This is a genomic window from Nocardia sp. NPDC058176, from assembly GCF_042883805.1.
GTDB lineage: Bacteria > Actinomycetota > Actinomycetes > Mycobacteriales > Mycobacteriaceae > Nocardia.
On record NZ_JBHVVA010000001.1, the window covers coordinates 1,484,800 to 1,505,737 of the forward strand.

At 69.3% G+C, this 20,938-nt stretch carries 26 protein-coding genes; 9 read left to right on the forward strand and 17 right to left on the reverse strand.

Features of this window, described 5'->3' with window-relative positions:
* The first annotated feature begins 60 nt into the window (after positions 1-60).
* The 3 genes from ppk2 (at position 61) to ACFVVM_RS06950 (ending at position 2,623) form a co-directional block, all read left to right on the forward strand.
* The gene (ppk2, locus tag ACFVVM_RS06940) at positions 61-996 is read left to right on the forward strand and encodes a polyphosphate kinase 2 (RefSeq protein WP_387613942.1); all 936 of its coding nucleotides are present in this window, start codon (positions 61-63) and stop codon (positions 994-996) included.
* Positions 997-1,041: 45 nt separating this feature from the next.
* Positions 1,042-1,620: a TetR/AcrR family transcriptional regulator gene (locus ACFVVM_RS06945; protein WP_387613945.1), complete on the forward strand. Its 579-nt coding sequence runs from the start codon at positions 1,042-1,044 to the stop codon at positions 1,618-1,620.
* A 76-nt stretch (positions 1,621-1,696) separates the two neighbouring features.
* A complete protein-coding gene (locus tag ACFVVM_RS06950) occupies positions 1,697-2,623 on the forward strand; it encodes an alpha/beta fold hydrolase (RefSeq protein ID WP_387613947.1) in 927 nt (308 codons plus the stop codon).
* Here ACFVVM_RS06950 and ACFVVM_RS06955 read toward each other — a convergent pair.
* Entirely contained in the window at positions 2,620-3,357 is a 738-nt protein-coding gene (locus ACFVVM_RS06955; RefSeq protein WP_387613950.1) for a hypothetical protein, read from the reverse strand. The genes ACFVVM_RS06950 and ACFVVM_RS06955 overlap by 4 nt on opposite strands.
* 121 nt (positions 3,358-3,478) lie before the next feature.
* On the opposite strand from ACFVVM_RS06955, the gene ACFVVM_RS06960 reads away from it, so the two are divergent.
* Positions 3,479-4,201: an NAD-dependent deacetylase gene (locus ACFVVM_RS06960; RefSeq protein ID WP_387613952.1), complete on the forward strand. Its 723-nt coding sequence runs from the start codon at positions 3,479-3,481 to the stop codon at positions 4,199-4,201.
* Between the two features lie 10 nt (positions 4,202-4,211).
* On the opposite strand, the gene ACFVVM_RS06965 is transcribed toward ACFVVM_RS06960, so the two are convergent.
* From ACFVVM_RS06965 to ACFVVM_RS06985, 5 genes are all read right to left on the reverse strand, one after another.
* Positions 4,212-5,570, reverse strand: coding sequence for an NtaA/DmoA family FMN-dependent monooxygenase (locus ACFVVM_RS06965; RefSeq protein ID WP_387613955.1), 1,359 nt, complete (start codon positions 5,568-5,570; stop codon positions 4,212-4,214).
* Positions 5,570-6,637, reverse strand: a complete 1,068-nt coding sequence (locus ACFVVM_RS06970; RefSeq protein ID WP_387613958.1) for an LLM class flavin-dependent oxidoreductase — start codon at positions 6,635-6,637, stop codon at positions 5,570-5,572. The genes ACFVVM_RS06965 and ACFVVM_RS06970 overlap by 1 nt, the downstream gene beginning before the upstream one ends.
* Before the next feature lie 76 nt (positions 6,638-6,713).
* Positions 6,714-7,421: a GNAT family N-acetyltransferase gene (locus ACFVVM_RS06975; protein ID WP_387613960.1), complete on the reverse strand. Its 708-nt coding sequence runs from the start codon at positions 7,419-7,421 to the stop codon at positions 6,714-6,716.
* 111 nt (positions 7,422-7,532) lie between these two features.
* The gene (locus ACFVVM_RS06980) at positions 7,533-9,077 is read right to left on the reverse strand and encodes an AMP-binding protein (protein ID WP_387613962.1); all 1,545 of its coding nucleotides are present in this window, start codon (positions 9,075-9,077) and stop codon (positions 7,533-7,535) included.
* Between the two features lie 35 nt (positions 9,078-9,112).
* Entirely contained in the window at positions 9,113-9,838 is a 726-nt protein-coding gene (locus ACFVVM_RS06985; protein ID WP_387613965.1) for a hypothetical protein, read from the reverse strand.
* A 182-nt stretch (positions 9,839-10,020) separates the two neighbouring features.
* Here ACFVVM_RS06985 and ACFVVM_RS06990 point away from each other — a divergent pair, with 182 nt between their 5' ends.
* From ACFVVM_RS06990 to ACFVVM_RS07005, 4 genes are read left to right on the forward strand one after another with little or no spacing between them, the layout of a single operon-like run.
* Positions 10,021-10,278 (forward strand): hypothetical protein, encoded by a 258-nt coding sequence (locus tag ACFVVM_RS06990; RefSeq protein ID WP_387613967.1) that lies wholly within the window; start codon positions 10,021-10,023, stop codon positions 10,276-10,278.
* A gap of 1 nt (position 10,279) precedes the next feature.
* Positions 10,280-10,954, forward strand: a complete 675-nt coding sequence (locus tag ACFVVM_RS06995; protein ID WP_387613969.1) for a HemK2/MTQ2 family protein methyltransferase — start codon at positions 10,280-10,282, stop codon at positions 10,952-10,954.
* Between the two features lie 13 nt (positions 10,955-10,967).
* Complete coding sequence (locus ACFVVM_RS07000; RefSeq protein ID WP_387613972.1) at positions 10,968-11,156, forward strand: CDGSH iron-sulfur domain-containing protein; 189 nt, start codon at positions 10,968-10,970, stop codon at positions 11,154-11,156.
* Complete coding sequence (locus tag ACFVVM_RS07005; protein ID WP_387613975.1) at positions 11,153-12,169, forward strand: iron-containing redox enzyme family protein; 1,017 nt, start codon at positions 11,153-11,155, stop codon at positions 12,167-12,169. Before ACFVVM_RS07000 ends, ACFVVM_RS07005 begins: the two co-directional genes overlap by 4 nt.
* Here the strand turns inward: ACFVVM_RS07005 and ACFVVM_RS07010 are convergent.
* Entirely contained in the window at positions 12,141-12,572 is a 432-nt protein-coding gene (locus tag ACFVVM_RS07010; protein ID WP_387613977.1) for an ATP-binding protein, read from the reverse strand. The genes ACFVVM_RS07005 and ACFVVM_RS07010 overlap by 29 nt on opposite strands.
* A 150-nt stretch (positions 12,573-12,722) precedes the next feature.
* On the opposite strand from ACFVVM_RS07010, the gene ACFVVM_RS07015 reads away from it, so the two are divergent.
* Positions 12,723-13,106, forward strand: a complete 384-nt coding sequence (locus ACFVVM_RS07015) for a hypothetical protein (RefSeq protein ID WP_387613980.1) — start codon at positions 12,723-12,725, stop codon at positions 13,104-13,106.
* On the opposite strand, the gene ACFVVM_RS07020 is transcribed toward ACFVVM_RS07015, so the two are convergent.
* The 10 genes from ACFVVM_RS07020 to ACFVVM_RS07065 form a co-directional block, all read right to left on the reverse strand.
* On the reverse strand, positions 13,086-13,508 hold the full coding sequence (locus ACFVVM_RS07020; protein ID WP_387613983.1) for an STAS domain-containing protein: 423 nt from the start codon (positions 13,506-13,508) through the stop codon (positions 13,086-13,088). The genes ACFVVM_RS07015 and ACFVVM_RS07020 overlap by 21 nt on opposite strands.
* A 137-nt stretch (positions 13,509-13,645) precedes the next feature.
* Complete coding sequence (locus tag ACFVVM_RS07025; protein WP_387613985.1) at positions 13,646-14,485, reverse strand: SigB/SigF/SigG family RNA polymerase sigma factor; 840 nt, start codon at positions 14,483-14,485, stop codon at positions 13,646-13,648.
* An 87-nt stretch (positions 14,486-14,572) separates the two neighbouring features.
* Positions 14,573-15,010: an anti-sigma factor gene (locus tag ACFVVM_RS07030; protein WP_387613988.1), complete on the reverse strand. Its 438-nt coding sequence runs from the start codon at positions 15,008-15,010 to the stop codon at positions 14,573-14,575.
* 40 nt (positions 15,011-15,050) lie between these two features.
* Positions 15,051-15,251: a hypothetical protein gene (locus ACFVVM_RS07035; protein WP_387613990.1), complete on the reverse strand. Its 201-nt coding sequence runs from the start codon at positions 15,249-15,251 to the stop codon at positions 15,051-15,053.
* 116 nt (positions 15,252-15,367) lie between these two features.
* The gene (locus ACFVVM_RS07040; protein WP_387613993.1) at positions 15,368-15,670 is read right to left on the reverse strand and encodes a hypothetical protein; all 303 of its coding nucleotides are present in this window, start codon (positions 15,668-15,670) and stop codon (positions 15,368-15,370) included.
* Positions 15,671-15,708: 38 nt separating this feature from the next.
* Positions 15,709-16,365 carry a class I SAM-dependent methyltransferase gene (locus ACFVVM_RS07045; protein WP_387613996.1) on the reverse strand — a complete coding sequence of 219 codons (657 nt, stop codon included), beginning with the start codon at positions 16,363-16,365 and terminating at the stop codon, positions 15,709-15,711.
* 83 nt (positions 16,366-16,448) lie between these two features.
* A complete protein-coding gene (locus tag ACFVVM_RS07050) occupies positions 16,449-16,982 on the reverse strand; it encodes a DUF4334 domain-containing protein (protein WP_387613999.1) in 534 nt (177 codons plus the stop codon).
* Positions 16,983-16,999: 17 nt separating this feature from the next.
* Positions 17,000-18,664: a GMC oxidoreductase gene (locus ACFVVM_RS07055; RefSeq protein WP_387614002.1), complete on the reverse strand. Its 1,665-nt coding sequence runs from the start codon at positions 18,662-18,664 to the stop codon at positions 17,000-17,002.
* Positions 18,661-20,109, reverse strand: a complete 1,449-nt coding sequence (locus tag ACFVVM_RS07060; protein ID WP_387614004.1) for a flavin-containing monooxygenase — start codon at positions 20,107-20,109, stop codon at positions 18,661-18,663. The genes ACFVVM_RS07055 and ACFVVM_RS07060 overlap by 4 nt, the downstream gene beginning before the upstream one ends.
* A complete protein-coding gene (locus ACFVVM_RS07065; protein ID WP_387614007.1) occupies positions 20,106-20,906 on the reverse strand; it encodes an alpha/beta fold hydrolase in 801 nt (266 codons plus the stop codon). The genes ACFVVM_RS07060 and ACFVVM_RS07065 overlap by 4 nt, the downstream gene beginning before the upstream one ends.
* Positions 20,907-20,938: the final 32 nt, after the last annotated feature.

Genomic DNA, 20,938 nt, shown 5'->3' on the forward strand with positions numbered 1-20,938 from the left:
GGAATTCGTGCACACCGTGCGTTCACCGGCCGGTCACGCTGGTCGTTTAGCGTCCGCTGGATGACCGAGCTCGAGACACGCACGATCCCGCGCGCGATCAGCGAGATCGCCGATCTCGCGACCGCGGTGGATCTCGCCGACACCACCGCGTTCTCCGTCGACGACACCGACGACGACGATCCGATCCTGCTCACCGAGCCCGGCGGCCTGATCGTCGACACCTGGCGGGAGGGCTACCCGTACGACGAGCGCCTCTCGCGGCTGGAGTACGAGGCCGACAAGCGGTTGCTGCAGATCGAGCTGCTGAAACTGCAGAACTGGGTGAAGGCGACCGGGCGCCGCATCGTCATCGTCTTCGAAGGACGCGATGCCGCGGGCAAGGGCGGCACCATCAAACGCTTCATGGAACACCTGAATCCGCGTGGCGCGCGGGTGGTGGCACTGGAGAAGCCGTCGGCGCGCGAGTCCACCCAGTGGTATTTCCAGCGCTATGTCGAGCATCTGCCCGCCGCCGGTGAGCTCGTGTTGTTCGACCGGTCCTGGTACAACCGCGCCGGGGTCGAACGGGTGATGGGCTTCTGCACGCCCGAACAGCATCGCCGGTTCCTGGCCCAGGCGCCGCTGTTCGAGCGCATGCTCGTCGACGACGGCATCGACCTGGTGAAGTTCTGGTTCTCGGTGTCCCCGCTGGAACAGCGCACCCGCTTCGCCATCCGCCAGGTCGACCCGGTCCGGCAGTGGAAGCTCTCACCGATGGACCTGGCCTCACTGGACAAGTGGGACCAGTACACCGCGGCCAAGGAAGAGAACTTCGAGCACACCGACACCGACTACGCGCCGTGGATCGTGGTCAAGAGCAACGACAAGAAGCGCGCCCGGCTCAACGCGATGCGCCACGTGCTCGAGCGCTTCGACTACGAGAACAAGGACGACGAGATCGTCCGCGCCGCCGACCCACTCATCGTGGGCCGGGGTCGCGACGTCCTGGGGTCCTGAGCGGTTTATTTGAACGATCGGTCCGAATAGCGTAGCGTTCGAGCCATGGGCAGGGTGAAGGAGTTCGATCCGGACGTCGCACTGCGGGCGGCGATGGATCTGTTCTGGCGTCAAGGCTACGAGGCCACGTCGATGCAGGACCTGGTCGACCATCTCGGCCTCGGACGGGGCAGCATCTACGCCACCTTCGGCGGCAAGCACGACCTGTTCCTGCGAGCCTTCGAGCGCTACGTGGACGACGCACGCGCCGGCCTGCTGGATCAGCTCTCCGCCCCCGGCTCGTCACTGGACGCCGTCAAGTCGCTCGTCCGCTGGTACGCCCAGACCGCTTCCGACGATGAACAGCGCAAAGGCTGCTTCATGACCAACACGGCGGTGGAGGTGCCCGAGGATCGTGACGCCGGCCGCCTCGTCACTTCGAGCCTCGAGGACATGGAGACCGTTCTGACGGCCGCCCTCATGCGAGCCCGAAGCGAAGGCGAGCTACCCGCGGACCGCGATCCCGTGGCGCTGGCCCGCTTTCTGGTGACCGTCCTCCAAGGCATTCGCGTGGTCGGCAAGACATCGATCCGTCGACGCTTCCTCGACGACACCGTCGCCCAGGCACTCAGCGTCTTCGACTGACGGAGCAGTCCGAACACCCCTGCACCTTTTCCTGCCCCATTTCTTGACTGTTCATTCCAATAAAGGAGTTCTGTCGATGGTCTCGACAACCGCAGTTCCCACCGATGCCGAACTGGCCGCCACCCTGGATGGTGATTTCACCAGCGCCCACGCCGCAGTGAACGGCACCCGCCTGCATTACGTCACCGGCGGTGTCGGCGCGCCGCTGATTCTGCTCGGCGGCTGGCCGCAGACCTGGTGGCAGTTCCGCAAGGTCATGGCCCCACTCGCTCGTGCATTCGAAGTGACCGCCGTCGACCTGCGCGGGATGGGCGGCTCCGCGAAGCCGGACTCCGGCTACGACAAGAAGACCATGGCGGCCGACATCCATGCGCTGATCGGCCACCTCGGCCACGAGTCGGCCTTCGTCGTCGGCCACGACATCGGAGCATCGGTCGCCTACCACCTGAGCGCCAATTTCCCCTCGGCCGTGCGCCGCCTGGTCACCCTCGACCTGGGTGTTCCCGACGCCTCGTGGCTGAGCATCCCGATGCTCCCCGCCACCGACGAACAGACTGCCGCACTCGCCCATGGCCGCGGCGGGTACCCCTGGTGGTTCTCCCTCAACCAATTGCCGCAGCTCCCAGAACAGCTGCTCGACGGCCGATTCCGGCTGCTGATCGACTGGCTCTACGGTCACATGCTCGCCGACCAGGCGGCCGTGGACGAGGACACGCGCCGTATCTACGCACACGCCTACGACTCACCGGAAGCCATTCGGGCCGGCAACCGCTGGTATCAGACGATGCGCCAGGACGTCGCCGATCTGGCCACCTACGCACCGGTGACAGTGCCGATCCTGACCCTCGCGGCCGAGGACACTGCCGGGATCCTGCGCGAGCAGATGGCCGACAAGGGCATCGATGTGCGCGTCATCGCCGTTCCGGGCAGCGGTCACTACATCGCCGAGGAGCGGCCGGACTTCCTGGTGGCCGAACTGATGGCCTTCTCGGCCGACGTCTAGCGCACCAGGGCGGCTCGGTGCGCGGCGGTCATCAGGGTGACCAGTTCGGCGCTCTCGTCGGCGTCGAGGACCTCGAAGCTGGGGGCGATGAGGGCTTCGGTCACCGCTTCCGCGGCCGTCCAACGGGCCCGCTGGTCGTCGGTGGTCGGCTCGAACGGCTCGTTCCAGCCCAGCAGGCGTGCGTGGGTCGGGCCGTCGGAGACCGGTGATCCGGCGATCAGCACGGCCTGCAACGGGGTCAGTCCCTGCGCGGTGACGGCGAGCAGGTGCAGGCCGCCGCGCAGTTCGCGCAGCACGTGGGTCAACTGCGCGACCGCCGCGCGTCCGTCCTCGGCGACCGGCATCGCCCGCCATCCCGCGAACAACGGCACGCCGACCGGCGAGGCAGCCGCGACCACGCGCCCCAGCAGCTCGGCCAGCCGGTCGGCCTCCTCGAAGGCGGCCAGTTTGCGCCGACCGAACTCCCGGCAGGCGTTCAGGTAGGCCTCGGCGGCCTTGTCGGCGGGCAGCGGCACCGATTCCCATGCCGTGCGGACACATTCGGGTTCGAAGAAGCCGAAGGCCGCCACGATGACATCGGCGTCCACTTCACCGAGCACCCCACCCCGGCCGCGCGTGTAGGTGCCGTGGAAGCCGGGCACCCCGATATCGGCCCCGAACTGCCGGACCTCGCGCGAGAGCATGAACGCCCCGCCGAGTTCGAGCACCTGCTGTTTGACCGCTGCCGCCGTCATCGTCTGCCACCTTCCGCTGTACGTCCGATCCCAGCAGACTTTAGCGTCCAATAGTCAGATTGGGCAGGGTTCGCCGAAACACCGTCGCCCGCGGGCACCGTCGCGCCCTACCCTGAACCGCATGAACCAGCCCCTGGTCGCGATCCTGTCCGGCGCCGGTGTCTCCACCGACAGCGGCATTCCCGACTATCGCGGCCCGAACGGCCTGTGGCAACGCGACCCCGACGCCGAGAAGCTGGTCACCTACGACTACTACATGCGCGACCCCGACATCCGCCGCCGGTCCTGGCTCATGCGCGCCGAGCACCCGGCCTGGCGCGCCGAGCCCAATGCCGCCCACCGCGCCGTCACCGCGCTGGCCGCGAGCGGGGTCGCGGTGCGGGTGATCACCCAGAATGTCGACGGGCTGCACCAGCTGGCCGGACTGCCCGACCGCAAGGTCCTCGAGCTGCACGGCACTGCCCGCGCCGTGGTGTGCACGGCGTGTGCGGACCGCACCACCACCGAGCAGGCGCTGGACCGGATCGCGGCGGGCGAGGACGACCCGGCCTGCCTGCGCTGTGGCGGGATCCTGAAGACGGCCACCGTCATGTTCGGGCAGGCCCTCGACCCCGAGGTACTCGGGCACGCCATGGCGATCGCGCAGGCGTGCACCGTCTTCGTCGCCGTCGGCACCAGCCTGCAGGTTCAGCCCGCCGCGTCGCTGGCCGGTGTCGCCGCCGACCACGGCGCGCGGCTGATCATCGTCAATGCCGAGCCCACGCCCTATGACGAGCTGGCCGACGAGGTGATCCGCGAGCCGATCGGGACCGCGCTGCCCGCCCTGCTGGCCACGCTCGGGTGAGCGTGGCCGGTCAGGATGTCCGGGCGGGGCGCAGGCCCAGGTGTTCACGCAGGGTGGTGCCGGTGTATTCGGTGCGGTAGGAACCGCGTTCCTGCAGTTCGGGGACGAGCCAGTCGACGATCTCGTCCAGGCCGGTGGGCACCAGGTACGGGGTGACGTTGAAGCCGTGCGAGGCGCCGTGGCGGACCCAGCGGGTCAGCTCGTCGGCGACCTGGCCGGGCGTGCCGGCGAAACCGGAGCGCTGGGTCTTCGCGATGACGACCTGGCGCAGCGAGAGCCCCTTCGCCTCGGCGAGTTCACGCCACTCCTTGGCGAGCGCGACCCGGTCCTGCCCGTCCCGCTGCGCACCGCGCGCGCCCGAGATCTTGGTCGGTACCGGGTCATCGGCGGGCAGCGGGCCGTCGGGGTCGAGCCCGGACAGGTCGCGGCCCCACACCTCACCGGCCAGCGACAGGGTCGTCGCGCCTGTGAACTGGTTCTCCTGCACCCAGCGCGCCTTCTCCTCGACCTCGGATTCCTTCTCCGCCAATACGATCTGGGTGCCGGGCAGGATCTTGATGTCGTCCTCGGGGCGGCCCGCGGCGCGCAGTCGCGACCTGATGTCGATGGCGAAGGCCAGCGCGTCGTCGAAATGGGTGCCGTGGCGGGAGAAGATCACGTCGGCGTGCGCGGCGGCGAACTCGCGGCCCGCCGGGGAGTCACCGGCCTGGAAGATCACCGGATGCCCCTGCGGGCTGCGCGGCAGGGTCGGGGTCACCGACACCTGGAAGTGCTCGTTGTCGCGGGTGACCGTGCGCACCGCGTCCGGCGCCAGCCACCCGGTGTCGGTCCGCGAGCGGGCAATCGCGTTGTCGGACCAGGAGTTCCAGATCTCGCGCGCCGTGCGCAGGAACTCCCCCGCCCGCTCGTAGCGCTGGGCGTGGTCGAGGAATCCGCCGCGGCGGAAGTTCTCGCCGGTCCAGGCGTTGTCGGTGGTGACCGCGTTCCACCCGGCACGCCCACCCGAGAGCAGGTCCAGGCCGGCCAGTTTCCGGGCGAGGTCGGCGGGCTCGTTGTAGGTGGTGTTCTGGGTGGCGACCAGGCCGATGCGTTCGGTGACCGCGGCCAGGGCGGCGAGCTCGGTGATCGCGTCGGGGCGGCCCGCGATGTCGAGGTCGAGGATCTTGCCGTCCTGCTCGCGCAGGCGCAGTCCCTCGCCGAGGAAGTACGCGTCGAACAGTCCGCGTTCGGCGGTGGTCGCCACGCGCCGGAACGTCTCGAAGTCGATCTGGGAACCGCTGCGCGCGTCCGACCAGATCGTGCTGTGGTTGACACCCTGCTGGAACACCCCGAAATGCACCTCGGCAGCGGGGAACGGGACCTCGGTCATCAGTGCTGATCCTTCGCGTAGCGGTTGCTCGGGCGGTGCAGGCCAAGGTTCGAGCGCAGTGTCGAGCCGGGCACGGGACGGTGCGCGATACCGGCGCGCAGCAGGGCCGGGACGACCGCGCGGGCCAGCACCGGCAGGTCCTCGTCGAGTACGGCCGGATGCAGACGCACTCCGTCGGCATGCTGTGCCAGTTGGGTCAGCAGCGCGACCAGATCGTTGGCCGATCCCGAGAAGCGCAGGCGGCCACGGGATTCCGCGGTCTCGTCGGCCTCCAGCGCGGCGAGCCGTTCGCTCGCCGAGACGTCAGGGGTGTCGAGCACCACCTCGACCTCGGCGACAACCAGTGCGCCACTGGCGGATCGGGCCGCGTCGAGGGCATCGATCACCTCCTGCACCAGTTCGGCGTTCACCAGCACCACGTCCGCGTCGGTCGTGGTGTCCCCGGCGAAGACGACGATCTGGCCCTGCGGCGGTCGCGGCACGATCGACGGGCCCTTGACCGAGAAGGTCTGGCCGACGAAGTCCGCGTAGTGCAGCTTGTCCCGGTCCAGGAACCGGCCGGTGGTGTAGTCGCGCACGACGGCGTCGTCTTCCCACGAATCCCACAGCCGCCGCGCCACTTCCACCGAATCACGCTGCTCGGTGACCAGCGCGTCGGGTCCGGTGACCGCCGGTCGTCCCCAGGTCCGCGCGGCCGCGGGGTCCTGGGTGGCGAGCCAGCCCGCCCGCCCGCGCGAGGCGTAGTCGAGGGTGGCCAGCTGCGAGGTGGTGTGGAACGGCTCGGCGTAGGTGGTGGCCACGGTCGGGACCAGGCCGATGGTGCTGGTGATGGGTGCGACGAACGCGGCGCGGGTCGGCCCGTCGATGCGTCCGGCGGGTCCGGTCGCGGGCGGCAGGATCGAGTCGTCGAAAGTGGCGAAGGTGAACCCCGCGTTCTCGGCCGCGGCGACTCGTTCGCGCAGTGTGCGGGCGGTCAGCAGCTGATCGGGCTCGTGTCCGGCTCGACGCCAGGCGGCGGGGTGGAATCCCTCGCCGTCCAGTTCGATGCCCAAGGCGAAGACGCTCATAGGTACGACGATCATCGAACCGGACCGAATCCGGAACACTTTCCTGCACGGTGATTACAACCGCCGCGCCGCGGATCTAGGGCGCCTGCACCAGCGTCACGACGGACTTCTTGCGCAGGGTGAAGCCCAGCGTCTCGTAGAGGCTGATCGCCGTGGTGTTGTACGCGACCGCGTGCAGGAACGGTGTCTCGCCGCGCGCCCTGATCCCGGCGCCGACCGCGCGCACCAGCCGACCGGCGAACCCGCGTCCCCGGAACTCCGCGTCGGTGCACACCGCGCTGATCTCGGTCCACCCCGGCGGATGCATCCGCTCCCCCGCCATCGCGACCAGCCGTCCGTCCACCCGCAGGCCCAGATAGGTGCCCATCTCGATGGTGCGCGGCGCGAACGGTCCCGGCTCGGTGCGCGCGATCAGTTCCAGAATCTCGGGAACATCGGCGGCGGTGAGGATTTCGAGCTCGGGATCGGTCGCGACGCGCAGCCCGGTACCGTCCAGCTGTACGCTCCGGAACTCCTCGATCACCGTCCAGCCCGGCGGTGGCACGTGGCCGAAACCCCGCAGTCCCGTGATACCACCCGGACCGACCACCGTGGCCAGGTCCCGCCAGTCCTGTTCATCGAGCGCGGGCGGGTGGCCGACGAACTTGGCGACCTCCGGGTCGTACCGTCCGATCCGGCCCACCCAGTCGGCGAACCGGTGGTGCTCACCCCGCAGGGAGCTGCGCACCGGGTCGTCCAGTGGATGCAGTGCGGTATCGACGTCGATGATCGACTCGATGGTCAACGCATTCTCCTCCAGCCAGCGAATCCGATACAGAGACGTTAGCCAGGCACACGAGCGCCGGTCACCGGTTGCGCTCACCCCGATTTCGTTCCCCGCGCGGCGCCGGCGTGGTCAGCGGTGGGCTTCGCGCAGCTCGCGCTTGTAGATCTTGCCCGAGTCGTCGCGCGGCACGGTGTCGACGATCCGGATCTGTGACGGCAGTTTGTAGTTCGCCAGTTCACCGGTCAGCGCCGTGCGCACCGCGTCGGCGTCCAGCGCGAATCCGGGCCGCGCCACCACATACGCCACCAGGGCCTCTCCCAGATCGTCGTCGGCGGGCACGCCGAACACCGCGACATCCTCGACCGCCGGGATCGCCATCACGGCGTTCTCGATCTCGGCGGGATAGATGTTGACCCCACCGCGGATCACGCTCTCACTGGAGCGCCCGGTGAGATACAGGAATCCGTCGGCGTCGAGGTGGCCGGTGTCGCCGACCCAGATCAGGTCGTCGTGCGCGGTCACCGCGCCGTCGCGGTGCAGGTAGCGGAAAGCGGGCCAGTAGTCGGCCCCGCGCACGTAGACGCGCCCGGTCTGTCCGGCGGGCAGCGCGTTGCCTTCGTCGTCGAGGATCGCCACGGCGGACCCGTCCACCGGTCGGCCAACACTGCCCGGATGCGCCAGCCACTCCCGCGCCCCGATCCAGGTGATCGTGCCGGTCTCGGTGGAGCCGAAGTACTCGATGACCGCCTCGCCGAACCAGTCGATGGCGGCGCGTTTGATCGCCGGTGGGCACGGGGCCGCGGAATGGATCAGATGGGTCAGCGAGGAGACGTCGTAGCGGTGCCGGACCTCCTCGGGCAGCGACAGCAGCCGGGAGAGCATGGTCGGCACGATCTTGGCCTGCTGGATGCCGTGCTCGGCGACCAGGTGCAGGAACCGTTCGCTGTCCCAGCGCGGCATGATGACGATGTCGGTGCCCATTCGCAGCGCGAGCACGGCGACCGCGTTCGGCGAGGTGTGATACATCGGCCCGGCCACCAGCATCCGCCCGCCCGGTGCCAAGCCCATTCGCTGCGCGATGCCGCCCGCGATCGAGAGCAGCTGGTGCGGTGTCATCCGTTCGCGCAGCACACCTTTGGGCGCGCCGGTGGTGCCCGAGGTGTAGATCAGGCCCATCGAGTCGGCCACGGCGCCCTCGAGGTAGCCGACCGGGGTGTCCTGGTCCGTGATCCAGTCCTCGTAGAGCCGGTGGCGTCCCGTCGGTGTCGCCAGTGCCAGGTCGAGACCGGCCTCGACGAGCGTCTCCTTCGGCATGGCGATCTCGACGACGGGCGCGTCGATACCGGCCCGGGTCAGCGCGTCCTCGACGATCGGCACGAATTCGGTGTGCGCGAAGACGATTCGCGGCGCGCAGTCGGCCAGCACGTGCGCCACCTCACCCGCGCGCCAGCGGGTGTTCACCGGCACCGGGTTGGCCCCGGCCGAGGCGATGGCGAGGGAGACCTCGAGGAACTCGATGTCGTTGCGCGCCATCACCGCGACCCGTTCCCCGCGTTCGACCCCGGCGCCCAGCAGCGCGGTGGCGAGCAGGCCCGCCCGGTGATGGGCGTCGGATTGACGGCGGACGCGCCCGCCGCAGGTGATCGTCGGCGGTCGGTCGGTGGCTGGGGTCATGGCAACCTTCGGTCGGGTGGCGAACTCGGGACGCGTCACAGCCGCAGCGGAGCCGCGCCGAGGCGGAGCACCGACCACACCAGCAACGCGCCGACCCCGATCGTAAAGAACACGATGATCGGGATGTCCATGGAGCCATGGACTTTCGTGACGATCTTCACCGCCGCGGCCTCGAGCAAGAAGGTCAGGACGAGCACCGTGACGATCGCGACGGCCGCCCACTTGGCCGCGGGCTGGAACGCGAAGAAGCCGACGATCCAGCCGAACAGCAGGGTGATCGGCAGGACGAACAGGATCCAGCCGTACCCGCGCAGGTACAGACTCTCACCGTGCTCGGCCGCGTCGAACTCGTCCGCGGCCGATCGCAGGCGGCCCACCTGCACCACGGCATGGCCCAGACACGCCACCGCGCACGCGACGAGGAGCGCGAAGTATCCCGTCCGCACGTCACCGGCGTCGACCGGTGCGGTCCGTCCCCAGTACGCGGGACCCCAGCCGACCACGACCATCAGCGCCGCGGCGGCCAGCGCGATCGGACGTGCCCGCAGTCGCCGCCGCGCGTATCCGGCGGGGAAGATCGTCTCGGCCCGCAGGTAGAGCCACCCGAACCACAGCGGCGCCATGATCCCGACCCCGATGGTCAGCCAGCGCCACCGCACGGGTGGCAGCAGCATCGACACCAGTGCGATCAGCCAGCTCACGACCACGATCAACACCGCGGGCCTGGCCAGCGCTGTCCAGAGCTTCTCCGCCCTGGACACCGGCGTCTCCGGCTCGGGCCACACCGATGACACAACAATCCCCCTCGACCAGGACACGATCCCGCCGATCCTAGGTTCGCCCGGCGTCCGCGGTCCATCCGATCGTGGTCGCTGATTGGTTCGCCGCTTTCGGGGCATGCGGACAACAGGACCGTGTCGCAGCAGCGAAAGGAACACGCCTGATGAACCAGCCCGACCACAACTTCCCCGACGATGCCAGGACCACCCGCCCCCATGCGGGTGAATCCATCGAGGACGCGCGCAACTGGCCCGGCTTCGCCCTCGCCGCGGTCGGCCTGGTGCTGCTCGCGCTGACCCTCACGGCCGCGGGCTACGGCTTCGCGGGCTGGGCGGTGGTCGCCGGCATCCTGTGCGCGGTGTGCCTGCTCGGCGGCATCGGCATCGTAGTGGCCGAGCATCGCCGGGTGAGAGCCCAGTGAGGTGATCGTCTTCCGGGCACCTGGTGTCTACCGGCCCCAGGCCGACACCTGGCTGCTGGCCCGCGCGCTGCGTGAGCTCCCCGGACTGCGCGGCGGCCGAGTGCTCGAGGTGTGCGCCGGTACAGGGGTGGTGACCCTGGCTGCGGCCAGGGCGGGGGCCCACACCGTCACCGCGGTCGACCTGTCGCGCAACGCGTTGATGTCGACGTGGCTGAACTGCCGGTTGCGCGGGGTCTCGGTGCAGTTGCTGCACGGCGATTTCGCCGCCGCCCTGCGCCTGCCGCGCTTCGACGTGGTGCTGGCCAATCCGCCGTATGTGCCCGCCGAGCACGATCGCGGTGGCGGGCCCGCACTCGCCTGGGACGCGGGCCCGGACGGGCGTAGCGTGCTCGACCGGCTGTGCGCGACACTGCCGGACCTGCTCACCGACCGCGGCGTAGGGTTGATCGTGCACTCGGCGATCAGCGATGCTGATCGCAGCCTCGCCCAATTGCGTGACCGTGGGACGCGAGCATCCGTGATCGCCGCGGGTAACGTGCCGTTCGGCCCGGTACTGCGGGCCCGCGCCCGCTGGCTGGCCGCCCGCGGCCTCATCGCACCCGGGCAGGACGATGAGCGACTGGTGGTGATCCGTGCCGACCGAACCCCGTCCCCCGTCGTCGCCGACCCCGCCTGACCGCAGGCGTATCGTGCTCACCGACGACGGCCCCGCCCTCGTCGACGGCCCGATCGACCTCGTCACCGCCGACGGCACGGTGCTGCACTGCGACCGGTTCCGGGTGGCGCTGTGTCTGTGCCGCCGCTCGGCGAACTACCCGCTCTGCGACACCAGCCACCGCCGCGCACGCCGCCGCGCACCCGGAAGCACCGACCGATGACCAGCACCGTCGACACCCGCCGCCTGCCCGTCCCGCGCGGCGAGCTCTCCGCCGCCGTCGCCGAATTGCTCACTCGCCCACCGGGTTCGGCTGCCCCGACCGTCACCGACGCCGATCCGTACGGCGAGGACCTGCTGCTGGCCCTGCACACCTGCTACGAACTGCACTACCAGGGCTTCGCCGAGGTCGACGAGAACTGGGAGTGGGACCCCGGACTCCTGCGCCTGCGCCGCGATCTGGAACAGCGATTCCTCGATGCCCTGCGCGCCGACGTACCCGGCGGCGACGATGTCGACGCCGAACTCGACCGGCTGCTGGAGCCGACCCGCGACACCGACGGCATCGCCGGATTCCTCGCCGAGCACGGCACCCCCGATCACCTCCGCGAATACTTCGTGCACCGGTCGATCTACCACCACATCGAAGCCGACCCGTACGCGTGGGTCATCCCCCGGCTGCGCGGTCAGGCGAAAGCGGCGCTGGTCGCGGTGGAGTTCGACGAGTTCGGCGGCGGTCGTGGCGAGCGCGTGCACGCGCGGCTGTTCGCCGACCTGCTCGCCGGCGCCGACCTCGCGCCGGGCTACCTGCACTACCTCGACGTCGTCCCCGCGCCCATGCTCGCCCTGGTCGACATGATGTCGCTGTTCGGGCTGCACCGCGGGTTACGCGCCGCCTCGGTCGGCCATTTCGCCGCCACCGAGATCACCTCCTCGCCCGCCTCGCGCCGTCTCGCCGCCCTGGCGCGCACGCTGCTCCCGCATCCGGCGTGCGCGCACTTCTACACCGAGCACATCGAGGCCGACGCCGTGCACGAGCAGGTGATGCGCCGTGAGGTGATCGCCGAACTGCTTGCCGCCGAGCCCGATTCGGTCGCACCGATCGTGTTCGGCATCCAGGCGACCACGCTGCTCGAGGACCGCTTCGCCGAGCACGTACTGAGCTGTTGGCGCGCGGACCGGAGCTCGCTGCGCCAGGCCGGGCCGGTCACCGGCGCACCCGCCGCACGCGGCTGAACGTCACGACCACGGGCCAACCGCCGCGAACCGCGTCGTAGGGCGCGTACTCGACCGCCAGATGATCGGTGATCGAATGCAGCACATTCCAGCCGAACCCGGACTCGTCGACGGGGTCGGGCTCGGCGCACACCGCGCGCACGGTGATCCGCAGGCGGAAGCCGTCGGCGGTGAGGTCGCACCGGATCTGCGAGCCGGGCACGGCGGCCAGAATCAGGCAGGTCGCCGCCTCGTCGAGTGCCATCCGGATGTCGGCAACCTCGTCGAGGGTGAAATCGGCGAGGAGAGCGGCTGTTTCGGTGATGGCGCGCACCAGCACCAGCTGCTCGAGTTCGGCCCCGATCCGGACGTGGACCGAGGCCGAGTGTCGTGAATCCGCGACGATCCGCTCGCTCGAGACCACGGCGTGCCTCCTCCCAGGATGATCGAATTCCGCCGGAGTGGGTCACCCAGCGCCTACCCTCGATACCGTCGGCCAAACGCCGTTTGGCCGAGCCGGGACGGGGCACTCGCCCGTCGCAGGGCAACTACGGCGAACGGAGCTGATCGCGCCATGATCACACGTCTAACGGGTGCCGTCCTGATCGGCGTTCTCGCCGTCGCCGGGTGCGCGACGAGCACCGAAGCCCCCGACCCCGGCCTTCCGCCCGTACCGGCCGACTCCCCCGAGGTCTCCGACGCGGCCGGTCAGCACCTGTGCGACATGATCGCGCCCGAACTCGACAACTGGCGCACCCAGGGCACGGCCGTGGCCAGGGTGTCGTTCAACGGCACGGTGCACAACTGGGCGGCGCGCAGCGGCGGCATCAATGCCGCGGTGGCCCGCAACCGGGCCGTGGTCGACACGGTGACCAGCCAGCACTGTCCCGAATTGCGCGAGCAGGCGATCCAGATCCTCGAGGTGCCCGACCTGGCCTCAGCGCTGGCCGGTTTCTGAGCACGTCGCGTCGTCGACCGACAGGTAGTACCGGAACAGCGGCCGCACCCCGGCCAGCTGCAGCGCCCGCTCGACTTCCCTGCTCCCGGTGAGCAGCCGCAATTCCACGCCGAGGCGCCAGGCGTCGGATTTGGCCTGACCCAGCAGCGCGGCCACCCGGATGCTCAGGAAATCGGTGCCGCGCAGATCGAGCACCACCACGTGCGCGCCCGAACGCATCGAACGGGCCAACAGCGCCGAGAACTGCGGCTGACGCGCCGCGTCGAGTTCGCTCCCCGCCCGCAACACCCAGCAACCGTGTCTACCGGGTTCGTCGATGCGCAGCGAGGCTTCGTCGTGCGGCGAGGATCCGCCGTACCAGCGGAGCCGGCTGGAACGCCTGCGATCCGTGACGACAGACATAGAACCTCCTGTGCGACAGGGATCCCGATTCGTGCGTGCCGACAGGTCTGACCGACTGTCCGGATGTCGCGCACGTGAACCGGGGGTCGGCTGGAAGTCTCAACCTGCACCAAGTCTGGCACGTGGAACCGCCGCTGTCACGACACGGAAGAGTGTTCCTCCAGCGCCTGCTCGCGCAACGAGTGCAGCGTGCGCGCCAGGATGCGCGACACCTGCATCTGGGAGACGCCGAGCGCCTCGGCGATCTGGTTCTGCGTCTTGGCCTCGTAGAACCGCATGATCAGCACCTGCCGCTCCTCGGCGGGCAGCGCGGCGATCAGCGGGCGCACCGCCATCGCGTCCTCGGTGAGCTGATAGCAGGGCTCCTCGACACCGAGGGTGTCGGCGATGGGTTGCGAGGAGTTGTCCCGATCGTCCTGGGTGACACCGTCGATCGAGTTGGTCTGATAGCCGTTGCCCGCGACCAGCGTGCGGGTGACCTCGATCAGGTCGACCTCCAGCTCGTCGGCGAGCTCCCGGGCGTTGGGCAGCCTGCCGAGGCGCTGGGACAGCTCCTCGGTGGCCGGTCCGATCCTGAGCTGGATCTCCTTGAGCCGGCGCGGGACGCGCACCGCCCACGTGTGATCGCGGAAGTGCCTGCGCACCTCACCCATGATCGTCGGAATCGCGAACGACAGGAACGAGGAACCACGGCTCACGTCGTAGCGGTCGACCGCGAGGACCAGGCCGACCCGTGCCGTCTGCTCCAGATCGTCGAACAGCTCGCCGCGCCCGGTGAACTTGCGCGCGATGTGATCGGCCAGCGGCAGACACCGCCGGATCACCTCTTCGCGGACGTCGTCGTAGTGCGGATCGTCGGGTGGCAGGTCGCGCAGCTTCTCGAACCACGGCTCGATGTTGTCGTAGCTGTCGCCGCGCGAATGCGAACGCCGTGCCGTCGAAATCTGGGATGTCGTAGCTTCCCCGGTAATCACCATGTGCCTCCATTCGGTGGCTTCGGATGTACGAGGGGTACCCGATCGCTACCGAGAATACTCCCCCCGGCCCGATGTCCGGGGCGGCGATCAGGGTGCGGAGGGGCCGTGCGAGCGGCGGATCCAGCCGAATTCGACCGTGGTCGGATACCCGTTGCGGTCCTGGTCGAAGGGGGCGCATTCGGTGCGGAGAGCATCGGTGAGGGTGGCCACCACGTGCCAGCCGAAGGCGTGTTCGTCGATCGGGGAATCGGTGGTCGACACCGCGGTGACGCGGGCGCCGAGCGCGCCGTCGCCACCGGTGAACGAGCAGTCGATGCGCGAATCGGGGGCCGCGACCAGGACCAGTGCGGTGACCACCTCGTCCACGGCGAGCAGCAGGTCGGTGACCTCGTCGAGCGCGAATCCGCCGACGAGCAGGACGGTCTCGGCGAGCGCGTGCACCATGGTCAGCTGGTCGAGGTGGGCGGGAACCTGGAAACCGACGGAAGCCGACCGGGGTGCGATGTCGCGATCGTCAGCCCGCATGCCACCTCCCTCGTTCACCTCCACCGATCGTGGTCGGAGGTTACCCGTCCGTGGCCGAGCTATTCGTCGCCGGGGAATCCGCCGCCCGGCGCCGGTCGCGCAGCAGCAGCACCGCCGCCGCGATCGACCAGATCACCGCGAACGCGACCGCCCGCATCGGGCTCCAATTGGCGAGCAGCATGATGATCGCGACGCCGGCGAACAGACCCAGCAGTCGTTTGGTGCTCGTCGGTCCACTCATGCGGCCGATCATTCCACGGTCACCGTCGCGCGTCGCGGCGGGCCGCTTCGATCGCACCGGAACCGAGGGGCGGTTCCCGCGGGGCGATCAGCGGCGAGGACGGACGAGCGCTGCGGTCAGTGCCCGCAGGGATCGCGCAGGCGTAGTCCTTCGAGCGCCTTTATTCGGCTGTGTTCGGCCAGCACGATCGAGATGCCGGCGAGCAGGCAGACGGCGCTGGTGATTCCGGCGATCAACGCCCAGCCCGCGAAACCGTAGCCTGCCGCGGTGAGCGTGGCGGCGAGGGCGACGATGCCGATACCGACCAGGAGCAGGCCCGGCCAGTTCAGATAGTCCTCGATCGATTCTCCGACGTGCGATCGGGTGGTGCGGTCGTTGTCGGGGAAATGGTGCTCGTGGGGAAGGCTGGTGGCGTTCATGGCCGACCGTCCTTTCGGTGATTTTCCCTACTCGCAGCCTACTCGGGATCGGGGCCGGCGAGCAGTGCCGGTTTGCGGGCGAGCACGCGGAAGGTGATGCCGCCGCGGCCGCCACGGTGGGATTCCTCGATGACGAATCCGGCGGCGGTGAGGTACGGGATCGGATCGCGGAGCAGGTGGTCGGCACTGAAACGTAGCGCCAGCGGCTGAGCCAGGCGCAGCACGGTGCGCCACGGTGCCGAGGTGGCCGGGCCGTGCTCGGCCAGCACGAATCGGCCACCAGGAGTGAGCAGGCGGAAGGCCTCCGCGGCGGCGCGGTCCGGGTCGGGGACGGTGCAGAAGCTGAAGGTCGACACGACGGTGTCGACCACACCGTCGGGCAGGTCGACGTCCTGCACGTCGCCGTGGCGCAGCTGGACGTGGGTCAGGCCGAGGCGGCGCACACGTTCACCCGCGATGCCGAGCATGCGTGAGGACAGGTCGATCCCGATGACCTGGCGAACCTCGGCGCCGTAGTTCGGCAGATTCAACCCGGTGCCGACCGCGAACTCCACCACCTTCCCGGTGGCTCGCGCGGTGACCCAGTGGCGCGCGTCGCCGAGTACGACCCGCTCGAACCAGCCGATCTGCTGGTCGTAGGCCGCCGCGTTCTTGTCGTAGATCGCCGCGATCTCCGCACCACTGGGTTGTCTCATCCGCTCCCTCTCGCCGACCGACTTCTGCCCAGTCTGGCGCGCGGACGCGGCCACCACATCAGGGACAACCCCGAATCGCCCGCTCAGTCCCGGGCGAGGACGAAGAAATACGGTTCGGGAATGTCGCGGAAGTCCATGACGCCGAGCACGGTGTCGGCGTCGACGCGCCGGAACACGTCGATGATCGGCAGGTGGTCGTAGACCATCGCCGTGGTCACCACCCCGCGGTGTTCCACCGACCGCAGGCGCGCCCGGTACCTGCGGGTGCGCAGTGCCGGTTTGAGCACGCCGAGCAGGCCGCGTCCCCGGTCGACGAGCGCGGCGGGCACCTTGTCGGCGACGCCGAGCGGAACCCGCTTGGGGTCGACGGCGAAGATGTCGCCGCCCGGATCGCGGAACAGCAGCGGGTGCACGCGCTCGGCGTCGTCGAATTGTTTGCCGTACCAGCCCGAGGCCTCGAGCAGCCCGTCGAGCCGGTGGCCGGTGGCCAGTTCGCGGCCGTGCCAGCGACCGGTCAGGTCGGTGACGGGCACCGGCGGCAGGCTGTCGAAGAAGGCGAGGGCGTCCTCGCGGGTGCAGGCGGGCTCGAGCCCGGTGAGTTGATCGGTCGCGGTCACGAAGTCCTCCGAGGGGTTCAGACGGGCAGGCGCAGGGCGCCGGGCGCGGACTCGGGCACGACCGGGCGGCCCGGGACCACGGGACTGATCCGCTGGTAGGCCTTGCCGAGTTCGGGCCGCGGGTCCGGCTCGCCCTTGTTGGGCCAGTACGCCATCGCGCGTTCGGCCTGGGCGGTGATGGTGAGCGAGGGGTTCACGCCGAGATTGGCGGTGATCGCGCTCCCGTCGGCGATGTGCAGGCCCGGGTAGCCGAAGACGCGCTGGTAGCCGTCGATCACCCCGGTCTCGCGGGAGTCGCCGATGGTGCAGCCGCCGATGTAGTGGGCGGTGGCGGGGATGTTGAAGATGTCGGTGGCGATGTTGCCGGTGATGGCGTCGGATTCGGCGGCGTAGCGGCGGGCGATGTCGTGCGCCTGTGGGATCCATTCGGGATTGGGTTGTCCGCTGCCCTGTTTGGTGACCAGCCGTCGCCCCTTCAGGTACGAGGTCAGCGAGTTGTCCAGCGACTGCATGACCAGCAGGATCACCGATCGATCCGAGGCGCCGTGCGCGTTCTGCGAGCGCAGGAACTGGATCGGGTGCAACAGGATGGTCAGCAGCAGCCGCAGGAACCGGAACGCGCCACCGTCGACCATCGGCACGGTCTGCAGGAACAGCGCGTTCTGGCCCTTGCCGTAGGTGCACACCTCGACGTGGGTCTGCGGTTCCGGGTGGATCGAGGAGGTGATCGCGACGCCCTGGGCGAAGTCGCGGCGCGACTTGCTGGTGACGCCGATGATCGCCTCGGAATTGCTGCGGGTCAGTTCCCCGAGTCGCGGCGACAGCGCGGGCAGCGTGCCGTCTCCGCGCAGCTTGTGCAGCAGCTTCTGGGTGCCGAGAGCGGCCGCGGCGAAGACCACCTGCTCGGCGGTGAACGTGCGACGTTCCTTGCGCAGCCAGCCGTTGGACTGCACGGTCTCCACCCGGTAACCACCCCGCCCGTCCGGTGCCACCGAGGTCACCGTGGTCAGCGGATGTACCTGCGCGCCTTTGCTTTCCGCCAGGTGCAGGTAGTTGAGCGTGGTGGTGTTCTTGGCGTTGTGCTTGCAGCCGGTGAAGCATTCCGAGCAGTGGATGCACCCGGCCCGGCGCGGGCCGACCCCACCGAAGTACGGATCGTCGACCTCCACGCCTTCCTTGCCCTCGTTGAAGAAGACGCCCACGTGGGTGCGGTGGAAGGTGTCGGCGACATCGAGGGTGCGCGCGACCTGCAGCAGCACTTCGTCTTTCGGGCCCAGCCGCGGGTTCTCGACGACCCCGAGCATCCGTTTGGCCTGGTCGTAGTACGGCGCGAGCTCGGTCTTCCAGTCGGTGATGTGCGCCCAGGCGTTGTCGCGATAGAACTCCGGCAGCGGCTCGTAGAGCGTGTTGCCGTAGATCAGCGAGCCACCGCCGACACCCGCTCCGCTGAACACCAGGCACTTGCCCAGCGCGCTGATCCGCTGCGGACCGGTCAGGCCGAGTCGCGGCGCCCAGATCGCCTTGGGGATGTTCCAGTTGGTCTTCGGGTAGGTGTCGGCGTCCCAGCGGCGCCCGGATTCGAGAACGCCGACCCGGTAGCCCTTCTCGGTCAGGCGCAGCGCGCTCACGCTCCCGCCGAAGCCGGAACCGACGACGATCACGTCGTAGTCGTAGGTACTCATCGAGCCATCACCTCGTAATCGGCGGGGTCGAACCGCGCCTGCTTCTTGTACTGGATGCCCAGCAGCGGCCAGTTGGTGGTGATCCGGCCGTCGGCCTGGCGATACCACGACGAACACTGGCTCCACACGCTGTTGGTGAGCTCTGCCTGGATGCGCGCGTCGTAGGCCTTCTCGACGTCACGGCGCACGGTCAGCGCCTTGCCGGTCGCGGCGAGGTGGGCGACGTAGCGGCCCAGGTACTTCGCCTGCGCCTCCAGGAAGTAGATGATCGACCCGCCACCGGTATTGGTGTTGGGGCCGTACATCAGGAACAGATTCGGAAACTGCGGCACGGTCATGCCGAAGTAGGCGTGCGCGCCCTCGCGCCATTCCTCGGTCAGCGGATGACCCCCGACGCCGGTGATCGACATCGGCGCGAGGAATTCGGTCGTCTTGAACCCGGTCCCCCAGATGATCACGTCGACCTCGTGCTCGCGCCCGTCGGCGGTGCGCACCCCTGACGGCGTGATCCGGTCGATCCGCTCGGTCACCACGTCGACATTCGGCTCCGCGAGCGCGGGAAGATAGTTGTCGGAGAACAGGATTCGCTTGCAGCCGATCGGGTAGTCCGGCCACACCTTCTCGAACAGGCCGGGCTTGGCCTTGGTCTGCCTGCGCATGTGCCACTTGGACACGCCACGGATCGCGGCGGCGAGCGGCTTGGCGTAGACCCAGGCCAGGCTGAGCCCTTCGACCACGCCGTACCAGGTGCCGCGCTCGGCCAATTCGGTCACCGGCAGCTTCTCGAACACCCGGTGGTGGCGTGCGGAGAACTCGCGATCCGGGCGCGGGATGATGTAGGGCGCGGTCCGCTGGAACAGCGTCAGCGTCTCCACCTTCGGCTGGATCTCGGGCACGAACTGGATCGCGCTGGCCCCGGTGCCGATCACCGCGACCCGCTTGCCCGCCAAATCGACATCGTGATCCCACTGCGCGGAGTGGAAACTGGTGCCCGCGAAGGAGTCCCGGCCCTCGATGGCGGGCAGTGCGGGCCGCGACAGCTGACCGACCGCCGAGACCAGCACGTCGACGACCACCGGCTCCCCCGTGCTCAGCTCGACGGTCCACTTCCCCGCCGCCTCGTCGAAGGCGGCGCCCACGACCTCGGTGCCGAAGCGGATGTGGCGGCGCACGTCGTACTTGTCGGTCACGTGCCGGATGTAGTCGAGAATCACCGGCTGCCGCGAGAAACGGTGCGGCCAGCGCGGATTCGGCTCGAAGGAATAGGAGTAGAACGGCGAGGGCACATCGCAGGCCGCGCCGGGATAGGTGTTCTCCCGCCACACACCGCCGACCTCGTCGGCCTTCTCGAACACCACGATGTCCTCGAAGCCCTGCTTCTTCAACTCGATGACGGCGGCCAGACCGCCGAAACCGCTACCGATGACCGCGATGGAGGGCTTCACATCTGCCTCACGTTCTCGAGGACCAGGCGCGCGCACCCGTCCGGTTCGTCACTGAAGGGCAGGTGCCCACAGCCGGGCAGATCGACGTGCCGCGCGAACGGCAGCACCACGCGGGCGCGTGCGCTCTGCGTGCGATGGATCAGCACGACATCGCGGGTGCCCCAGGCGATGGTCACCGGGATCTCGCGCAGCGCACCGAAATCCTCACCCGGGTTCAGCGTGTAGTTGTCGAAGTCGTCGCGGGCCGCGGTGAACGCCGTGGCGCCCGCGAGTCCGGCCAGGTCCATGCGCGCCGCCTCGGGGGTGACGCGGTCGGGTTTGCCGAACATGGACGAGAGCAGCGCGAACCGTCCGATCCGGTGGTCGACCGCCCGGCCGAGGACGGGACCGGCCAGACGGGCGGCACCGCGCATGCCGGTGAGCAGCCCCTGGGTCCAGCGCCGTCCGGCGGTGCCGTAGAAGCCGATCGGCGAGAAGGCGGTGACCGCCGAGGCCAGCCCGGAACGGCCGAGTTCGATCGCGATGCCACCGCCCATCGAACTGCCGACCACGTGCGGGCGGCGGATGTCGTTGTCGGACAGCCATCGGGTGAGCCAGTCGGCGTAGCCGCGCGGACCGGGTCGCACCCCGTCCAGCGCCGGGGATTCGCCGAAGCCGGGGAGATCGACCGCGATCACCTCGTGCTGTTCGGCGAGTCGGTCCAGGATCGGCGTGAACACCTGCCAGCGGCTGCCGAGACCGTGCACGAGCACGATCGGCGAGCCGCTACCTCGGCGACTGTAGGAGATCTGCGTCATCGCAGCCCTTCGTCCAGGAAACAGTTACTGCG